Annotated in this window: 17 protein-coding genes; all 17 read left to right on the forward strand. The window is 46.5% G+C overall.

Going from position 1 to position 17,640, the window contains the following annotated elements; translation table 11 throughout:
• The first annotated feature begins 218 nt into the window (after positions 1-218).
• The gene (ihfB, locus tag C7A17_RS21495) at positions 219-503 is read left to right on the forward strand and encodes an integration host factor subunit beta (protein WP_003243558.1); all 285 of its coding nucleotides are present in this window, start codon (positions 219-221) and stop codon (positions 501-503) included.
• Between the two features lie 228 nt (positions 504-731).
• The gene (locus C7A17_RS21500; protein WP_106740295.1) at positions 732-2,225 is read left to right on the forward strand and encodes an MBL fold metallo-hydrolase RNA specificity domain-containing protein; all 1,494 of its coding nucleotides are present in this window, start codon (positions 732-734) and stop codon (positions 2,223-2,225) included.
• Between the two features lie 130 nt (positions 2,226-2,355).
• Positions 2,356-3,804: a mannose-1-phosphate guanylyltransferase/mannose-6-phosphate isomerase gene (locus tag C7A17_RS21505; RefSeq protein WP_106740297.1), complete on the forward strand. Its 1,449-nt coding sequence runs from the start codon at positions 2,356-2,358 to the stop codon at positions 3,802-3,804.
• Positions 3,801-4,970, forward strand: coding sequence for a nucleotide sugar dehydrogenase (locus tag C7A17_RS21510; RefSeq protein WP_106740300.1), 1,170 nt, complete (start codon positions 3,801-3,803; stop codon positions 4,968-4,970). Before C7A17_RS21505 ends, C7A17_RS21510 begins: the two co-directional genes overlap by 4 nt.
• On the forward strand, positions 4,967-6,262 hold the full coding sequence (locus C7A17_RS21515; protein WP_106740303.1) for a flippase: 1,296 nt from the start codon (positions 4,967-4,969) through the stop codon (positions 6,260-6,262). The genes C7A17_RS21510 and C7A17_RS21515 overlap by 4 nt, the downstream gene beginning before the upstream one ends.
• Complete coding sequence (locus tag C7A17_RS21520) at positions 6,259-7,047, forward strand: FkbM family methyltransferase (protein ID WP_158704694.1); 789 nt, start codon at positions 6,259-6,261, stop codon at positions 7,045-7,047. The genes C7A17_RS21515 and C7A17_RS21520 overlap by 4 nt, the downstream gene beginning before the upstream one ends.
• Positions 7,044-7,883, forward strand: coding sequence for a glycosyltransferase (locus C7A17_RS21525; protein WP_106740307.1), 840 nt, complete (start codon positions 7,044-7,046; stop codon positions 7,881-7,883). Before C7A17_RS21520 ends, C7A17_RS21525 begins: the two co-directional genes overlap by 4 nt.
• 117 nt (positions 7,884-8,000) lie before the next feature.
• Positions 8,001-8,654, forward strand: coding sequence for a CatB-related O-acetyltransferase (locus C7A17_RS21530; protein ID WP_106740310.1), 654 nt, complete (start codon positions 8,001-8,003; stop codon positions 8,652-8,654).
• A 64-nt stretch (positions 8,655-8,718) separates the two neighbouring features.
• Complete coding sequence (locus C7A17_RS21535) at positions 8,719-9,522, forward strand: class I SAM-dependent methyltransferase (protein ID WP_158704695.1); 804 nt, start codon at positions 8,719-8,721, stop codon at positions 9,520-9,522.
• Positions 9,512-10,759, forward strand: coding sequence for a glycosyltransferase family 2 protein (locus C7A17_RS21540; RefSeq protein ID WP_158704696.1), 1,248 nt, complete (start codon positions 9,512-9,514; stop codon positions 10,757-10,759). Before C7A17_RS21535 ends, C7A17_RS21540 begins: the two co-directional genes overlap by 11 nt.
• Before the next feature lie 103 nt (positions 10,760-10,862).
• Positions 10,863-11,792 (forward strand): UDP-glucuronic acid decarboxylase family protein, encoded by a 930-nt coding sequence (locus C7A17_RS21545; protein ID WP_234035827.1) that lies wholly within the window; start codon positions 10,863-10,865, stop codon positions 11,790-11,792.
• 25 nt (positions 11,793-11,817) lie between these two features.
• Complete coding sequence (locus tag C7A17_RS21550) at positions 11,818-12,792, forward strand: glycosyltransferase (protein WP_106740320.1); 975 nt, start codon at positions 11,818-11,820, stop codon at positions 12,790-12,792.
• Positions 12,782-13,594 carry a class I SAM-dependent methyltransferase gene (locus C7A17_RS21555; protein WP_199796353.1) on the forward strand — a complete coding sequence of 271 codons (813 nt, stop codon included), beginning with the start codon at positions 12,782-12,784 and terminating at the stop codon, positions 13,592-13,594. The genes C7A17_RS21550 and C7A17_RS21555 overlap by 11 nt, the downstream gene beginning before the upstream one ends.
• Complete coding sequence (locus tag C7A17_RS21560) at positions 13,591-14,691, forward strand: glycosyltransferase family 4 protein (protein WP_106740325.1); 1,101 nt, start codon at positions 13,591-13,593, stop codon at positions 14,689-14,691. Before C7A17_RS21555 ends, C7A17_RS21560 begins: the two co-directional genes overlap by 4 nt.
• A 109-nt stretch (positions 14,692-14,800) precedes the next feature.
• Entirely contained in the window at positions 14,801-15,919 is a 1,119-nt protein-coding gene (gmd, locus tag C7A17_RS21565) for a GDP-mannose 4,6-dehydratase (RefSeq protein ID WP_106740327.1), read from the forward strand.
• A gap of 2 nt (positions 15,920-15,921) precedes the next feature.
• A complete protein-coding gene (gene fcl / locus C7A17_RS21570) occupies positions 15,922-16,890 on the forward strand; it encodes a GDP-L-fucose synthase (protein ID WP_106740330.1) in 969 nt (322 codons plus the stop codon).
• A complete protein-coding gene (locus C7A17_RS21575) occupies positions 16,883-17,635 on the forward strand; it encodes a glycosyltransferase (protein ID WP_106740333.1) in 753 nt (250 codons plus the stop codon). Before fcl ends, C7A17_RS21575 begins: the two co-directional genes overlap by 8 nt.
• The last annotated feature ends 5 nt before the right edge of the window (positions 17,636-17,640 follow it).

Here is a 17,640-nt window from a genome sequence, read left to right on the forward strand (position 1 = left end):
AGATCGTCTGAGTGTCACTGCGCTGTGTGATTCTGGCTGTGCCGTAACGCTAAATATCTGCTTGGCATCTGCCTGTTTCTGCGCTGAAGAAATCGCTATATGGGCGGTTACTCCCGATGTTGCGCTAACACCTTGTTTTTTGGGCTGTTCAAAAGCTGATCAGCGTGCTAAAACCGAACCGTCGAGTCTTCTAGCCGCTTGAAAAAGAAGGGAAAACCATGACCAAGTCGGAGTTGATCGAAAGAATTGTCACTCATCAAGGTCAGCTGTCCTCCAAGGATGTTGAATTGGCCATCAAGACCATGCTAGAGCAAATGTCCCAGGCATTGGCCACGGGGGATCGTATCGAGATTCGCGGCTTTGGGAGCTTCTCGCTGCACTATCGCGCGCCGCGGGTAGGGCGTAACCCAAAAACCGGGCAGTCGGTGCGTCTGGATGGCAAGTTCGTGCCGCATTTCAAGCCGGGTAAAGAGCTGCGTGATCGGGTCAATGAAGACGAGTGACTGCGCTTCGTCCTTCTCGCTGGTGGAATTCTCCTGATTAGGCGATGGCCTGGCGTCACGCTTTTGTCATGCTTGCGAAATCATGGAAAATCGGCAAAATGTGCGGGCTTTCACAAGGCGTGCCCTTGCCAGATTTCCAGTTGGTTCAGATAGTTGCGATTTTCTGAGCCGTCTTCCGCACTACTGGGCTGAGCCCCTTTAGATTTGCCAGTGTTAAAGGATTGACTCGTGCGGTACCCCTCGATTGTTCATCACGGTGCCGTAACAGGCGTTACGGGCTCCTGTCATCAACTACAGATGGATGATGGGCATGCACTGCTGATTGACTGCGGCCTTTTTCAAGGCGCCGAAACCTCTCCTGAAGGTCGGGCAGACGCTGGCAACCTCGCAATCGACTTCTCCCTAGACGGCATCAAGGCACTGGTTGCGACCCATGTTCATATCGACCACGTTGGCCGCATCCCCTATCTGCTAGCAGCCGGCTTCAAAGGCCCGATCCTCTGTAGTGAACCGTCGGCCAGGCTACTCCCCATCGTCCTCGAAGATGCCTTCAAACTCGGTTTTAGCCGCGGTCAGAAACAAGTCGAACGCTACCTCAAATTGATCGGGCAGCGCATCGTCGCCTTGCCCTACAAGCAGTGGTTCACTCTGATCGACACACCTCAGCTCATTGCACGCATTCGTCTACAGCGCGCTGGTCGTATCCTCGGCTCGGTCTATGTCGAAGTAGACCTGCAGTACCCCGAGACGGGCGAGAAGAAACGCATCGTGTTCTCTGGCGACCTGGGCGCATCTCATGCGCCAATTCTCCCGACGCCGAAAGCCCCATACAAAGCCGATATCCTGGTCATCGAAAGCACTTACGGCAACCGCCTGCATGAAGATCGCCGCAGTCGTCGTACGCGTCTGGAGAAGGTGCTCGAGCATGCGCTGAGCAACCAGGGCACAGTTCTGATTCCGGCGTTCAGCATTGGGCGCACTCAAGAGCTGCTCTACGAACTCGAAGACATCATCCATCGCAGAGCGCTCAAAGAGGCTGGCAAGGTACAGCCCGCTGCTGCAAAGACTCGCTCCAGCAAAGCGACAGCGCTCGACTGGACGAATTTGCCCATCATCCTCGACTCCCCGCTGGCCAGTCGTTTTACGGCTGTGTATCGCGAGCTTAATCACTTTTGGGATGCAGAGGCGAGGGTGCGCCTGGCCAAAGGCCGTAACCCACTGGCTTTTCGTAACTTGCTCACGGTCGACAGCCACCAGGCTCACCTGGCTATGGTCAATCGTCTGGCCCAAACCGCTCAACCAGCCATCGTCATCGCGGGTAACGGCATGTGTTCCAGTGGGCGTATCGTCAACTACCTCAAAACTATGCTCGGTGATGAGCGGCACGACGTTCTCTTTGTTGGCTACCAGGCGGACGGCACGCCCGGGAGACAGATTCAGCGCTTTGGTTCGCGTAGTGGCTATGTGGAATTTGACGGGCAGCGCTATGACATTCGGGCTCAGGTGCATACCATGGGTGGTTATTCAGCTCATGCGGATCAGTTAGGGCTGGTAAGGTTTGTCACCCGCATGAGCGCGTGGCCAAATGAGATTCGTCTGGTGCATGGCGATAAACCGGCTCGACGTGCTTTGGCTGATGCATTGCGAGAGCGCTATATAGAACAGGGTAGTGATGTGAATATCCTGTTGCCGGGCATTGATGAGGAGACAGGGATGGGGTGAGCCTTTGCCATTCCTTTGCGGAGACGCCCAGTAAATTTGCGGCTTTGTCGCTCTACCTAGAGTTTGGTTGGGCCGGAAAATTGGCTTGCCATTGCCTTGATCAGTACCCACCACACAGGTTCAATGTTTCATGACGTCAACTAACCCTATTCAACCAGTAGTACTGTGCGGCGGATCAGGTACGCGACTGTGGCCGTTATCGCGGTCAGGTTTTCCAAAGCAGTTCCTTTGCTTGGTAGGCAACGAAAGTTTGTTCCAGCAGTCCATCAAGCGTCTTTTGGGTGGTAGTGAGTCAAACGATGTGCCTTCTTCGCCCTACATCGTGTGCAATGAAGAACACCGCTTTTTGGCACAAGAGCAACTCAGGGAGATTGGGGTTGACAATGCAACATTCCTGCTAGAACCCGTCGGCCATAATACTGCCCCGGCGCTGACCCTGGCTGCTTTAGCTGCGCGCGATGCAGGCACAGATCCAATACTGGTGGTTACCCCGGCGGATCAGGCTATCACTGACGACAAGGCTTTTCGTGTTGCGATGTATCGGGCGGTTGAATCTGCGGTTGAAGGAAACATTGTCATCCTTGGCATTACGCCTGACAGGCCTGAAACGGGCTATGGCTATATCAAGGTGGCCTCTGACAAAGAGGCAGTTGCTACCGTTGAGCGTTTTGTAGAAAAGCCCGATCTGGACACGGCTCAAGCCTACCTGGATGAGGGCGGCTACTACTGGAATGCCGGCTTATTCGTACTCAGGGCCTCGGTATGGCTAGCGGCCCTGGAGAGCTTTCGACCCGACATTCTTCAGGCGGCCTTGACGAGCTGGATGGGCAAGCGAATCGATGGCGCTTTCATTCGACCCGATAAAGAGGCTTTTACGGCGATCCCTAGTGAATCGATCGATTACGCCGTCATGGAGAAATGCCCAGGAAGTGCCTTACCCATCAAGATGCTAGCGCTGGATGCCGGTTGGAGTGACCTGGGTGCCTGGGATGCCGTATGGAGCGTGTCGCCCAAGGATGAAAAAGGTAATGCCCTTTATGGCGATGTGCTGATAACTGAAAGCAGTAATTCGTTTGTACATGCTAGCAGCCGTCTTGTAGCACTGGCCGGCGTTGAGAACCTCGTGGTGATTGAAACAGCAGACGCGGTTCTGGTCGCGGACAGGAGCCGCTGCCAAGAGGTTAAGCAGATTGTGAACCAGCTTAACCAGCAGTCTCGTGAAGAGCACACGCTCCACCGTAAAGTCCATCGCCCCTGGGGCTGGTATGACAGTATCGACGAGGGTGGGCGCTTCAAGGTCAAGCGCATACAGGTCAACCCTAAAGCCAGCTTGAGTCTGCAGAAACATCATCATCGCGCCGAACACTGGGTCGTGGTGCAAGGCACAGCAGAAATCACCCGGGGCAGTGAAACGCTGTTACTCAGCGAAAATCAGAGCACCTACATTCCCTTGGGCGACCTTCATCGCCTTTCTAATCCAGGCAACATCCCGTTGGAGATCATTGAAGTGCAGTCTGGCAGCTACCTGGGCGAGGACGACATCGTACGTTTTGATGACCAGTACGGGAGAAATCATTGAAAATCGCCATCGCTGGCCTTGGTTACGTCGGCCTGGCCAATGCCGTTCTGTTGGCACAGTACAACGAAGTCGTGGCTGTAGATCTAGTCCCAGAAAAGGTTGACCTACTGAACCTCCGCCAATCACCCATCGAAGATGCGGAGATTCAGGAGTTCCTGGATAACAAACCACTCAATTTTCGCGCGACTCTCAATAAGAGCGATGCATATGAGGGAGCTGATTTCGTCATCATTGCGACGCCGACCGACTACGACCCGAAGACCAATTACTTCAATACGCAGTCCATTGAGGCTGTTATCCGTGATGTCGTTGCCATCAACCCCGAGGCGTTGATGGTCATCAAGTCGACAGTACCGGTGGGGTATACGGCAAGAACTCGACAGGAGTTCAACACGGAAAACCTCATTTTCTCTCCCGAGTTTCTTCGTGAGGGCAGGGCGCTCTATGACAATCTCTATCCAGGGCGAATCGTTGTGGGCGAGCGATCAACCAGGGCTGAGGTATTTGCAGGGCTCCTGCAGCAGGGCGCGGTTAAGCAGGGTATCCCGGTACTATTCACTGATAGTACCGAGGCGGAAGCAATTAAATTATTTGCTAACACCTATCTGGCGATGCGTGTCGCGTTTTTTAACGAGCTAGATACATACGCACTAACACATGATTTGGATACGCGTCAAATTATCGATGGCGTGTGTTTGGACTCGCGCATTGGCGGTCATTACAATAATCCAAGTTTCGGCTATGGAGGTTATTGTCTGCCCAAGGATACAAAGCAGCTTTTAGCGAATTATCAAGATGTGCCCCAAAATTTGATTCATGCAATTGTAGAGGCGAATACCACGCGGAAGGATTTCATTGCACAGGATATTTTGAAGCGTAATCCAAAAACTGTAGGGATTTATAGGCTTGTTATGAAAGCCGGCAGCGATAATTTTCGAGCCTCTGCTATTCAAGGCATCATGAAGAGACTTAAAGCTAAAGGTATTGAGGTGATTGTATTCGAACCGGTTCTCAATAATACAGAGTTTTACCGTTCTCGTGTGGTTGAGGATCTAGCCTCTTTCAAAAAGGAAGCGTGTGTAATCATTGCTAATCGTTACTCCGAAGCCTTGGCGGATGTTGTCGATAAAGTGTATACACGTGATTTGTTCGGCTGCGACGCATGAGCCTTCTTCTCTTAAATCGTGACCGTCTAAAACGAAACTCAAGTCTTCGGAAAATTATCGATAATATTGGCTGGTTGTTTTTTGACAAAATTCTACGCATGGGGATCGGCCTATTTGTAGGCGCTTGGGTTGCGCGCTATTTAGGTCCAGATCAATTTGGGCTAGTAAGTTATGCAATGGCGATTGTCGCTATGTGCGGATCAATAGCTGGCCTGGGGCTGTATGGGATTATTGTTCGAGATTTAGTGCAGCGGCCAGCAGATACATATACTACTCTTGGGACGGCTTTTGTACTGCAATCGTTAGGAGGTCTTCTAGCTTTTATTCTTACCGTCGTAGTGATTTCAATTGTTCGGCCTGCAGATGATCAGATTAGACTGATAGTTGCGGTTCTCGGGTTTGCGATCATATTTAAATCCGCAGACGTAGTTAAGTACTGGTTTGAATCACAGGTTAAATCTAAATATTCAGTACTGGTAGAGAATGGCATTTTTCTTGTAATGGCCGCTGCCCGAATATATTTAATTTTGGTCCAAGCCTCCCTGATGAGTTTTGTCTGGATTACATTGATAGAAGCCGTATTGGTTGCTGGCGGACTCCTACTTATCTACAAGCGTAACAGCGGGCCAATAATTGACTGGAGATTTAATTTTCTTCGAGCAAAAGCGCTCTTGTTAGAAAGCTGGCCTCTAATTCTTAGTGCAGTCGCCTCAATGATCAACATGCGTATGGATCAGGCCATGCTAGGGTCGATGGTGAGTAGCCATGTTGTTGGAAACTACTCTGCGGCCGTGCGTCTTGCAGAGGTTTGGCTGATGATTCCTAGTGTTATAGGTGCGTCGGTATATCCGGCTATCATTGAAGCAAAAGGTATAAGTGAGCAATTGTATCGTTATAGATTATTGTTAATAACCGGTGTGATGGCCGCGCTTGTTGTTCCCGTGGCAACAGTTATTTCTATTTTCTCTGATGAAATAATTCTTCTTGTTTTTGGTGGGCAGTACTCCTCTGCAGGAAGCTATCTAAGCTTATATATATGGACCGGCGTGCCATATCTTATTTTTTTTGTTGTTAATCAAATGTTTTATATTGAAGGTTTGTTAAAAATAGCCTTTGCGGTTTCTGTGTTTTCTCTTTTTTCAAATATTTTACTGAATTCGTTGTTGATTCCTTTATTTGGCGGAGAGGGGGCGGCTCTTGCCACCTTAATTACAACCATATGCTCCACTCTACTTTCATTGTTCATTTTGAATGTGAAAGTTGGAATATTCTTTGGAAGGAGAAAAAATTGAAAAAAAGTACAAAATGGTTTTTGGAAAAGGCTCGAGTGGTTATCAGTAGGCTAATTGGAAAAGAGATCTTCATAACTCTTCGCCCAATAGTGAATGTAAAACTTCATAAAAATGCGGTGACTAATGGTCAGTCAATGGCTCTTTACGCCGACTTAGTAGAAAAATTTTGTACGTTCAGCCCATCTAATGTCTTTGAAGTCGGAGCGAATTATGCCCAGGACGCTGAGTATCTGAGAAAACGGTTTGGGCTTGAGGATAAAGATATATATATATTTGAGCCGCACCCTTCGATTATTCGGGAGGTGAATAGTATGTATGGGTTTAATAGTTATGACATCGCTATTTCAAATTATGATGGCAAGGCTGTTTTTCATGCTATAGATGTTGAAAATAATGAATATAAAAATAGCGGTATATCGTCTCTTAAGGAGGGGCTTTTTACAGATAAAAGAAATTTCGTTGATACTGAAGTTGATGTAATCAGAATGGATACTTTCATGCACAGGGAGGGGATAGGATCAATTGACTTTCTTAAGATTGATGTCGAAGGGGCAAATTTTGAGGTTATCGACGGATTTGGTGAAGAACTTTCTAAGGTAAAGGCGGTGCAGGTAGAGGGCGAGTACAAGGAGTACTGGGAAGGCCAAAAGCTTTATTGGGATATGGCACTGCTTCTTAAAAAGAACGATTTTGAATTGGTGTATTTTTCTCTTTCTGATGATGGTATTCAGTCGGACTCTTTCTGGGTGCAAAAACAATATCTTTCTGGTTTTAAAAAAACATGAATGATAAAAAAAATGCGGTGGTCTTTGGGCTTACCGCCGATCACGTTTTCGCGGTTGCTTGTGTGATGATGGACCTCAAGCGACTATCTCCAAGATTAGCCGATGATGTGGTGATTATTCATGATGGCATTGCTGAGAAAGATAAAGAGCTACTTTCGTCTATCCTCCCTGTTCGTTTTGTTGAGTATGATTTTCCATTGAATGAAAGTGACCGTGTGTTGACGTCTAGTGCAGTTAAGCAGTTTACGAAGATGGTGTTTACAAAATTTGAATGCCTCAAATTGCTTGGCGAATATAAGAATGTCGTATGGTTGGATTACGATATTGTGATCCAAAAAAACCTTGATGATCTTCTTGCGCCCTCTAAGGTTGGCGTGAAAATGATGCCAACTGGCGTGAAAGTTAGAGAGCAACTGTATTCTGATGTTCAGGAATATAATATGAGCGCTGAAGGAATGAGTGCCGGTACTTTTGTTTTTCAGGATAACTTAAAAGATTTTTATGAGATGTATAAATTCTGCTACAAGAAGTTAGATGAGTATGCAGAGCTTTTATATTTACCGGAACAGGCGATTTTCGACTTCATGTTGCAGGAATTTAGTGTGGAGGTGGAGCCTATGGATCGCAGAGTCTTCGCCCCGCACCCGACAGATAGTATATATGCGAAAGATGCAAAAATTATTCATGCATATGGACAGCCAAAGTTTTGGAATGGTCTTCGCAACGAGCAATGGGAGGATAACTACGCTGCTTGGGTTGGTATGGGTGGAAGTCCTTATCTAGGCCCAAATATTTTTCAGAAAATAAAACAGAAAATTAAAAGTTTTATTCAGTAGAAATTGCATTTAATGACAACCCATTCTGATGAGTAAATAATTTATGCAGTTATGTTTTGTGTGAAGTTTTTTGTATTGGCGTGAGTTATTGCGAGATAACTAAAATGGAGGGCTGAAGTGAAAATTCTACAGCTTATATTTGGCAATGAGTTGGAAAAATTTCAGCGGAAATGGCGAGTCTCAAATGAGCACAATGCTACGGTGCCGCAAAGAGTGTTCCCCGTGGAACGGGTGGAAGTGGGGCGTTACTCCTACGGAAAACTTGATATCGTCACCTATAATGAAGAGTGCAAAGATAAAGTAATAATAGGTAATTTTGTTTCTATTTCAGATGACGTTAGATTCCTTCTTGACGAAAATCACCAAACAAAAACGTATAGCACATTCCCATTTAAATCAATTTTACATAAAAGACAATTCTCGGCGGATGCTGTATCCAAAGGGAATATATGTGTTGGGGATGAAGTCTGGATTGGTCAAAGAGTTACGATATTGTCTGGGGTTGTAATTGGGAAAGGTGCGATAATTGCGACTGGATCTGTCGTTGTGCAAGATGTTCCGCCTTACAGTGTAGTTGCTGGTGTACCTGCTAGAGTAGTTAAGAAAAGATTTGATGAAGAAATAATTAGTAGATTGGTGAAGATTGACTTATCTGGATTTAATAAAGCTGCATTGATAGAAAATATTGACCTATTATATGAGCCTCTTACTGAAAAAACGATTTTGTCTCTAGAGGGAAGATTTGGTTTGGGCGGTGTCAAAAATGAATAATGAGGGAAGATCCTATGTGTATAAAGTCGAGCTCCAGTCGGACATGTTTAATGACGCCAGGGTCATGGCAAGCAAATGGATTGAGCCTGGTTCACTGGTTCTTGATGTAGGATGTGCATGTGGTGACTTTGGTGAATTTTTGCACAAAGTAAAGAATGTTCAAATCCATGGGTTTGAATATGACAGAAAAAGCCTAGAACAAGCGGCGTCAAAAGGGATATATAAATCCCTGTCGCAAGTTGATTTGAATTTCTTTGATGCGCATGCCTATTCAGACCTTCACGGAAAATTTGACGTAGTGGCATTGATCGACGTATTGGAACATACGATCAGTCCCGAAGCAGTAATTGAAAGTTTGAAATTTTTTCTTAAACCGGAAGGGGTGTTTGTAGTTTCGTTGCCTAATGCCTCTTTCGGAGAGGTGAAGGGTAAGTTGTTGCATGATAACTTCGAATACACAGAGGTTGGGGTTTTAGACAAAACACACATTCGTTTTTATACATTTAATACCATAGCTAATTTGTTTTCCAGTGCCGCGCTTAAAGTTACTGATTGCAGCGCGACAGTCGGTTTGATTGATAAGTTTTTATTTGACTTACCTTATAGTGTGAAAAAATACATAAAGAAAAATCCTCGGTCTTATATATTTCAGTATATTTTTATCGCTAGGCCGAGTTTAACCCATGAGCCGAATTTACGTTCTAAAAACATCCTTGCTATGGATCTTGGATGGGAGAGTGTAGATCAGCCATTAAGGGTGATCAAAGGTAATGATATGCTGAATCTTCTCTTTCCTGCAGGAACTCGTAGGCGGAGATTGGCTGGAGAGATTATTCGTGTACTTAGAGGAAAGAGGCGTGAAAGTTAAATATTCTATAATTCTCCCCTCTTATAATGGAGGGGAATACTTAAAATCATGCGTATCCTCCATCATTTCTCAAGATTATGAGAATTACGAATTGATCATTAGTGATGATCATTCTGTAGACTCTACCGTATCATACCTGCAAACAATTTCCAGTAATTCAAAAATTAGAATTATATCTCCAAGTGAACGCTTGAGCATGGCTGAGCACTGGGAATGGGCATTATCTCATGCTGCGGGAGAGTGGCTGATTTTTGTTGGGCAGGATGATGCTTTGCAGCCATATTTTTTCAGTTTGGCAGAAAATTTGACCAATTTTGCCAGTGATCAAGGTATTAGATCGATCATGTCTGAAAGAGCGTATTTCTTTTGGGATGGCTGTCAGGTTATATATGGCGACGTATCAGTTTCTTATATTGCCTCTCCCAAGGTTAGGGTCTTAAATTCAGCGTTGGAGTCAGCTAAAGCACTATTAGGAGTGGTGGATTATTTCGAGCTTCCTCAAATGTATACAACCTCGCTATTTCATAGAGATTTGCTAGAAGAGGCTAAAAAAAAGCAAAATGGAAAAGTGTTCTCGTGCCATCCGCAAGATGCGAATTTAGCTGCTATTGCTTGTAGCTTAGAGCCAAGATTTTTAAAGTCCTATATCCCTCTGGGTTGGGTAGGGTCGTCCCCCAAAAGTGCAGGCATGGCTGTTGCGGCTACCGATGACACTCTTGAGGGTGCTTCGGTGCTAAAGGAGCTGAAGGTAGACTACGAGGAAAAAATTAAAAAAAGTAAGCTAAGATATAATTCTCGTGCAGGTGATTTTGGTCTTTCTGATTTACCAATTTATTTTTGGCAGGCACTAATAGAAACATCGAGCTTGCGCAGCCAATGGATAAACAAAGTTCTAAACTCACGTGTTTTTGGGATGATTTTTTTCTCATTATTGTTGATTCGTACCTGGAGGCCGAAAAGCAAAAAGAAAAAAATGCTTGCGGGGATAATTTATGCAAATGGCCTAAATCCAAAAGCATTAATTCCAGTTTGCATTTTAATGGTTTTTTTGGTTCTTATATGTAAGGGTGGATTTTTAGTTTACAGAGTATTTAGGAAGCTATGCTCTATTTTGTTTGGCAGAAAGGTGGTTTCCTTGCGAATAAACAGAAGCGAATTTCCAGATATTTTGCCTGAAGATGCTTCTAAAAAAGTCTCAAAAATAATTTCTCCATACTTGCGATATTTGAATGTTTAATTTGAATATATTTTGTACTGAAATTGTCGTTAGTATAATATGATCTAATTTTTACATCGCTCGCGGGATGTCTATAATGTCAAGGTCTAGTTTGAGTTCACGTGTGTTGGTTACTGGTGGTGCAGGATTTCTCGGTTCCCATCTTTGTGAGAAACTTTTGAACGGTGGTGCTGATGTAATCTGTGCGGACAATTTTTTTACTGGTTCAAAGCGCAATATTGAACATTTATTGAGTAACTCAGCTTTCGAGCTGATGAGGCATGATGTGACATTTCCGCTTTATGTGGAGGTAGACCAGATTTACAATCTGGCTTGTCCTGCATCCCCAGTACACTATCAGCATGACCCTGTACAAACTACCAAAACTAGTGTCCATGGCGCTATTAATATGCTTGGTTTAGCTAAGCGAACTAAGGCCAGAATCTTTCAGGCATCAACTAGTGAGGTATATGGTGATCCTGAGATTCATCCGCAAACCGAGGATTACTGGGGGCGTGTTAATCCAATTGGCATTCGCTCTTGCTACGATGAGGGAAAGCGTTGTGCAGAAACCCTGTTCTTTGATTACTGGCGTCAGCATCATCTAGAGATTAAGGTTGCACGTATTTTCAATACTTATGGCCCACGAATGCATCCTAATGATGGTCGGGTGGTGAGTAATTTTATTGTCCAAGCGCTTAAGGGCGAAGATATTACTATATACGGAAATGGCCAGCAAACGCGCTCGTTCTGTTATGTAGATGATTTAATCGAGGCCTTCGTACGTTTCATGAATTCCGATGCAAGTTTTACCGGCCCAATGAATCTGGGGAATCCTGGTGAGTTCACAATGCTCGAGTTGGCGGAGAAGGTTATTAAATTAGTCGGTGGGAAGTCGAAGCTGAGCTTTCACCCGCTGCCTGCGGATGACCCCAGGCAGCGTCAACCGGACATATCTATTGCCAAGGAACAGCTTAACTGGACACCTAAAGTTTCATTGGACGATGGTCTTTCTGAGACTGTTTGCTATTTCAAGAAGTTACTAGCTGATTAACTATGGCTTTGTAGGGTTTCGCTCAATGTCCGCTACTGAAAATTTACCAATAATTCAGACCTTAGATACTGCAGTGCTTTTCCTTGTCTTTAATCGTCCGGACACTACTCGGCAAGTATTTGAGGCCATTAGGCAGGCTAAACCGCCTCGCTTGTATGTAGCGGCAGACGGTCCGAGACCCGACCGTTTGGGCGAGGCTGAGGTGGTGGCTGAGGTTCGAGAAATTATCAAACATGTCGATTGGGGGTGCGAGGTAAAGACCCTTTTCCGAAATGATAACTTAGGATGTAGGAAAGCGGTAAGTCAGGCAATCACTTGGTTTTTTGAGAACGAGGAGTGCGGTATCGTTTTAGAGGACGATTGTTTGCCGCACCCGGAGTTCTTCTCCTATTGTCAGGAGTTATTGCAGCGTTATGCTAATGACGAGCGTGTTTGGGGAATAACAGGTAACAACTTTCAGAATGGGATGGTCCGCGGTAGCGGTTCTTACTATTTCTCAAAATATTTTCACTGCTGGGGCTGGGCTTCCTGGCGGCGCGCCTGGCGAAACTATGACGTATCACTTTCTTACTGGCCTGAGTGGTCTCGCTCAGCCGACTGGATTGAGAACGCGCCGGACAGTGTTGAGCGCGCTTTTTGGAAAAATATTTTTAATAAAACCCATGAAGGCCAAATTAATACCTGGGATTATCAGTGGACCGCTTGCATTTGGCGTTATGCCGGTCTTGTTGCAACGCCAAATGTTAATTTGGTTAGTAACATTGGTTTTGGCACCGGGGCTACTCATACGATCTCGGATGCTAGCCAATTTGCTGAGATGGAGGTGCAGGGTCTAGGGAGCATGACCCATCCAGTGAATGTAGAGAGAGATGTATTAGCTGACCGTTATACATTCGATTACCATCTAGAGGGCGCGCGCTTGCGTTTTCCGTATAACTTATTGCGGCTACCGCTACGAGCCATGAATTATGTGAAACGGAGGGTTCTTCGTGCAGGATGATTCGTCGATTTGTCCAATATGCGCCAGTCGAATGTCTTATGTATTTTCCGCTGAGGTTTTACGAAAATACGAGGCTAGGTACGAGGCTTGCGATTCTTGTGGATATCTGCGAGTTGCTAGTCCCCACTGGCTTGAAGAGGCATATTCTTCCGCGATTGCCGATGCAGATACTGGTTTGGTAGCACGAAATATGCGGATTGCCGAAAAGCTTTCCTCGTTATTGTTCTGGGGAATGGCAGAGCGTGGTAACGGGCGTTATCTAGACTCTGCTGGTGGCTATGGAATGCTAACTAGACTTATGAGGGACTATGGCTTCGACTTTTATTGGGCCGATAAGTACTGTGAGAATTTTTTGGCGCGCGGCTTTGAGTTTAGAGCTGAAAATGGTGGGTGTCTTGCTGTTACGGCAATGGAAGTCCTAGAGCACCTGATTGACCCTGTCGGCCACGTGGAGGACATTTTAAATTCTCCTACAACAGATACTTTGATTTTTACCACTGAACTTTATGAAGGCGTACCGCCGAAGCCAGATGAATGGTGGTATTATTCGTTTCCAACTGGGCAGCATATTGGTTTTTTCCAACATCGGACGCTGCAGGCGCTGGCTAAAAAATTGGGCGTTAATTTCTATACTGCCAATGGTATCCATATACTGACAAGACGAAGCTTGAATGCAAAGTGGCTGCGCGTTATTACAAGCTCTTATTTTTCAAAAATTACTGCTCCTTTGCTGCGGCGTCTTTTGAGGTCAAAAACAATGGATGATCATCGTAAGATTTTGGACTCGGTTTCAAAGTCATGAAAGTTGTCTACGATCACCAAATTTTTTCTGTTCAACGTTATGGCGGTATTTCTCGTTATTTTTTTGAGTTGGCTAAGGGGGTGGCGGAGGTTGCTGCTGATGCTACGGTTAATGTTAATAGTCCTCTCTATGTGAATGGTTATTTATCTGGTGCATCTTCTTCTTTAGGAGTACTTGGGCATCATTTGCCTGTGTTCCGTGGGGCGGAAAGAATTTGTTGCGCAGCTAACACAGTGCTTTCGCCTGTGATTATGGGGGCGCTGAGGCCTGATATCGTGCACGAGACGTATTATTCCAGTCGCCCCTCGGCTCCTCGTTCCAGTCGTACCGTTATTACCGTACATGATATGATTCACGAGCTATTTCCGCAGTCTTTTCCAGAGCAGGATAAAACGTGGGAGCTCAAGCGCCAGGCTGTCAAGAGGGCTGATCATGTGATCTGTGTCTCCGAGCAGACGCGACAGGATTTGGTTCGTCTGCTTGATGTGCCGCTTGATAAAACATCGGTTGTTCACCATGGTTTCTCTCTCACTACTTCTGACATTGAGGCAGTGGACGTGCCAGCACGTCCTTATTTGCTCTATGTCGGAATGCGCGGTGGCTATAAAAACTTTGAGACATTGCTTCAGGCATATGCCAGCCAGCCATGGCTGAAAGAGAATTTTGATCTTGTGGCGTTTGGAGGAGGGGGCTTCACTGCATATGAACGTGCTTTGATCGCGAGACTGGGTATTGTTGCCAAAGTTCATCAGCAGGGTGGAAGCGATCAGGTTTTGGCTGCGCGTTACAAGCAGGCTGCTCTTTTTGTCTATCCCTCTCTCTACGAAGGTTTTGGTATTCCTCCGTTGGAGGCTATGAGTTATGGCTGTCCTGTCGTTTGTAGCAATACCAGTTCCATTCCTGAGGTCGTGGGTGCTGCCGCTAGAATGTTTGATCCTAGTTCGACAGAGTCTTTGGCTGTCGTTTTGTTAGAGGTCTTGCAGAGGCCAGAAGCATGTCAAGAACTAAGGCGGCTCGGACTATTGCGGGTGAATGAGTTTTCTTGGCATCGCTGCGCTTTAGAAACTCACGCTATCTATCAGCGAGTCCTATCATGACTGTGCAAGTTTTTGCCATCAGTGGTCAAAAAAACGGATCACTTCATATGTGCTATGTGCCTAGAGGCTATTCTTCTGGAACGTTCATTAGATGGCCAGGAAATAAAAAATGAAAAAAGCTCTTATCACTGGAATAACCGGTCAGGACGGTTCTTATCTCGCCGAGCTTTTGTTAGAAAAGGGTTATGAGGTGCATGGCGTCAAACGGCGCGCTTCGTCTTTCAATACTCAGCGTGTGGACCATATCTATCAAGACCCCCACGTAGAACATCAGAATTTCGTACTTCATTATGGCGATCTAACCGATTCGTCCAACCTCACTCGCATTCTGCAAGAGGTTCAGCCGGACGAGGTTTATAACCTGGGCGCTCAATCGCACGTCGCAGTCAGTTTCGAGTCTCCGGAATATACGGCAGATGTCGATGCCATGGGGACGTTGCGGCTGCTGGAGGCTATTCGCCTGTTAGGGTTGGAGAAAAAGACACGTTTCTACCAGGCTTCCACATCTGAGCTGTATGGTTTGGTGCAGGAAGTTCCGCAAAAGGAAACGACGCCTTTCTATCCGCGTTCGCCTTACGCCGTAGCCAAGCTATACGCCTATTGGATCACCGTTAATTATCGTGAGGCGTACGGTATGTATGCCTGCAACGGAATTCTCTTCAATCATGAGTCGCCGCGTCGCGGTGAAACCTTCGTGACCCGTAAGATCACTCGAGGCCTTGCAAATATAGGTCAAGGCCTGGAGCGTTGCCTGTATATGGGTAATATGGATGCTTTGCGCGATTGGGGCCATGCCAAGGACTACGTGCGGATGCAGTGGATGATGCTGCAGCAGGATCAGCCGGAAGATTTTGTTATTGCGACCGGCGTTCAATATTCGGTGCGTCAGTTCATTGAGTGGTCTGCAGCGGAGCTCGGCATTACGCTTCGTTTTGAAGGGCAAGGTGTTGAAGAGGTTGCAATCGTAGAGGCCGTTGAGGGCAATAAGGCTCCGGCGCTCAACGTGGGCGACGTCGTGGTGCGTGTTGACCCTCGCTATTTCCGCCCTGCCGAGGTAGAAACGCTGTTGGGTGATCCTACCAAAGCCAAGCAGACGCTCGGCTGGGTTCCAGAAATTACGGTGCAGGAAATGTGTGCTGAGATGGTCAGTGAAGATCTCAAGGTCGCGCAACGCCATTCTTTGCTTAAGACCCATGGCCACGATGTGCCGGTGTCGGTGGAGAATTGAGCGTGGCGCATGATCTGAACCAGACGATTTTCGTTGCCGGCCATCGGGGAATGGTTGGTTCGGCGATTGTCAGACATCTCAAAACGCTGGGTTACGAGAATATCCTCACCGCTACTCGTGATGAATTAAACCTGCTTGATCAAGCCGCCGTGCAGCGTTACTTTCAGGCTAACCGCATAAAACACGTCTATTTGGCCGCTGCTAAAGTAGGCGGTATTCATGCCAATAATACCTACCCCGCTGAGTTTATCTATGAGAACTTGATAATCGAAGCTAATGTTATTCATAGCGCGCATTTGGCCGATGTGAATAAATTGCTTTTCTTGGGATCGTCCTGCATTTATCCAAAATTTGCTCCTCAGCCAATGTCTGAGGATGCGTTGCTTACTGGGTTGCTTGAGCCGACGAATGAACCCTACGCAATCGCAAAAATTGCAGGTATCAAACTTTGCGAAAGCTACAATCGGCAGTATGGTCGTGATTACCGCAGTGTAATGCCCACCAATCTTTATGGCCCCGGTGATAACTATCACTCTGAAAATAGTCACGTTATTCCCTCGCTTATCCGGCGTTTTCACGAGGCTAAGCTGCGTGGAGATGCACAGGTAGTTGTTTGGGGAACCGGTGAGCCACGTCGCGAGTTTCTGTATGTCGATGATATGGCTGCTGCGAGTGTTCATGTCATGAAACTGCCGGCTGATAAATGGCAGCAGTGCGTAACGCCTATGTGTTCGCACATTAATGTGGGATCTGGGTGCGACCATAGTATTCGCGAAGTAGCTGAGTTGGTTGCTGCGGTAGTTGGCTACTCCGGAACCCTCCACTTCGATACCTCCAAGCCTGATGGCGCTCCGCGCAAACTGATGAGTAGCGCCAAGCTGTTGTCGCTTGCTTGGCAGCCGCTGGTTCAGTTGGAGGAGGGGCTTGGCAAAGCCTACAACGATTTTTTGAAGTCTCACGCTTATGAATGAACGAGCTACGATTAGTATAATCACCGCCACCTACAATGCTGCCGATGTTTTGCCTGAGCTTGTAGCCTCTTTGCGTGCGCAGATAGACCAGGATTTTGAGTGGGTAGTTGCGGATGGGGCATCGACCGATGGAACCTTGGAACTGCTTCGTTCGATTAAAGACTTGAATCTTAAAATTGTTTCTCAAGAAGATTTTGGTATTTACGATGCATTGAATCGTGGTGTTAAAGCAAGTTCTGGTGATTATTATCTGGTCGTGGGGGCCGATGATGGGCTGTACCCGGAAGCAATAAGCATCTACAGAGAGTCTTTGAAAGAGAATACCGATTTCGTAACCGCTTCTGTCAGTTTTGATGGCCATGTGAAGGCCGCGGGACGAGGCAGTGCATGGCGCGTAGGGCAGTTTGCTTATTTTTCCAGTCATGCCGTCGGTGTGCTTATCAAGAGAGCGCTGCATGATAAATTTGGATTCTATTCCAGGCGCTACCCTATAGCGGCAGATCAATTGTTTTTGCTGGCCGCTGTAAAAGGTGGGGCGACAATCACTGTTAGCCGCAAGGTGGTTGGCTACTTTGGTACTGGTGGATTAAGTTCTTATGATCTGCTTGGGTCTATTACGGAGCTTTACCGAGTTCAGGTCCAGGTTGGACATGATGTCATAGGTCAAACAATTTTGTGCTGTGCTCGTTTGGGGTGGTATTCGCTAAAGTTGCTTCGTGCTCGAGGCCGACCGGTCGCTAGATAATTGTT

This window comes from Pseudomonas mendocina (assembly GCF_003008615.1).
Classification (GTDB): Bacteria; Pseudomonadota; Gammaproteobacteria; order Pseudomonadales; family Pseudomonadaceae; genus Aquipseudomonas; species Aquipseudomonas mendocina_C.

What these genes read in the sequence shown, in the direction of transcription:
- C7A17_RS21550 (WP_106740320.1), top strand. Translation starts at nt 11,818, where the DNA reads ATGTCCGCTACTGAAAATTTACCAATAATTCAGACCTTAGATACTGCA.
- C7A17_RS21535 (WP_158704695.1), top strand. Translation starts at nt 8,719, where the DNA reads ATGGCAAGCAAATGGATTGAGCCTGGTTCACTGGTTCTTGATGTAGGA.
- C7A17_RS21560 (WP_106740325.1), top strand. Translation starts at nt 13,591, where the DNA reads ATGAAAGTTGTCTACGATCACCAAATTTTTTCTGTTCAACGTTATGGC.
- C7A17_RS21575 (WP_106740333.1), top strand. Translation starts at nt 16,883, where the DNA reads ATGAATGAACGAGCTACGATTAGTATAATCACCGCCACCTACAATGCT.
- gmd (WP_106740327.1), top strand. Translation starts at nt 14,801, where the DNA reads ATGAAAAAAGCTCTTATCACTGGAATAACCGGTCAGGACGGTTCTTAT.
- ihfB (WP_003243558.1), top strand. Translation starts at nt 219, where the DNA reads ATGACCAAGTCGGAGTTGATCGAAAGAATTGTCACTCATCAAGGTCAG.
- C7A17_RS21505 (WP_106740297.1), top strand. Translation starts at nt 2,356, where the DNA reads ATGACGTCAACTAACCCTATTCAACCAGTAGTACTGTGCGGCGGATCA.
- C7A17_RS21515 (WP_106740303.1), top strand. Translation starts at nt 4,967, where the DNA reads ATGAGCCTTCTTCTCTTAAATCGTGACCGTCTAAAACGAAACTCAAGT.
- C7A17_RS21525 (WP_106740307.1), top strand. Translation starts at nt 7,044, where the DNA reads ATGAATGATAAAAAAAATGCGGTGGTCTTTGGGCTTACCGCCGATCAC.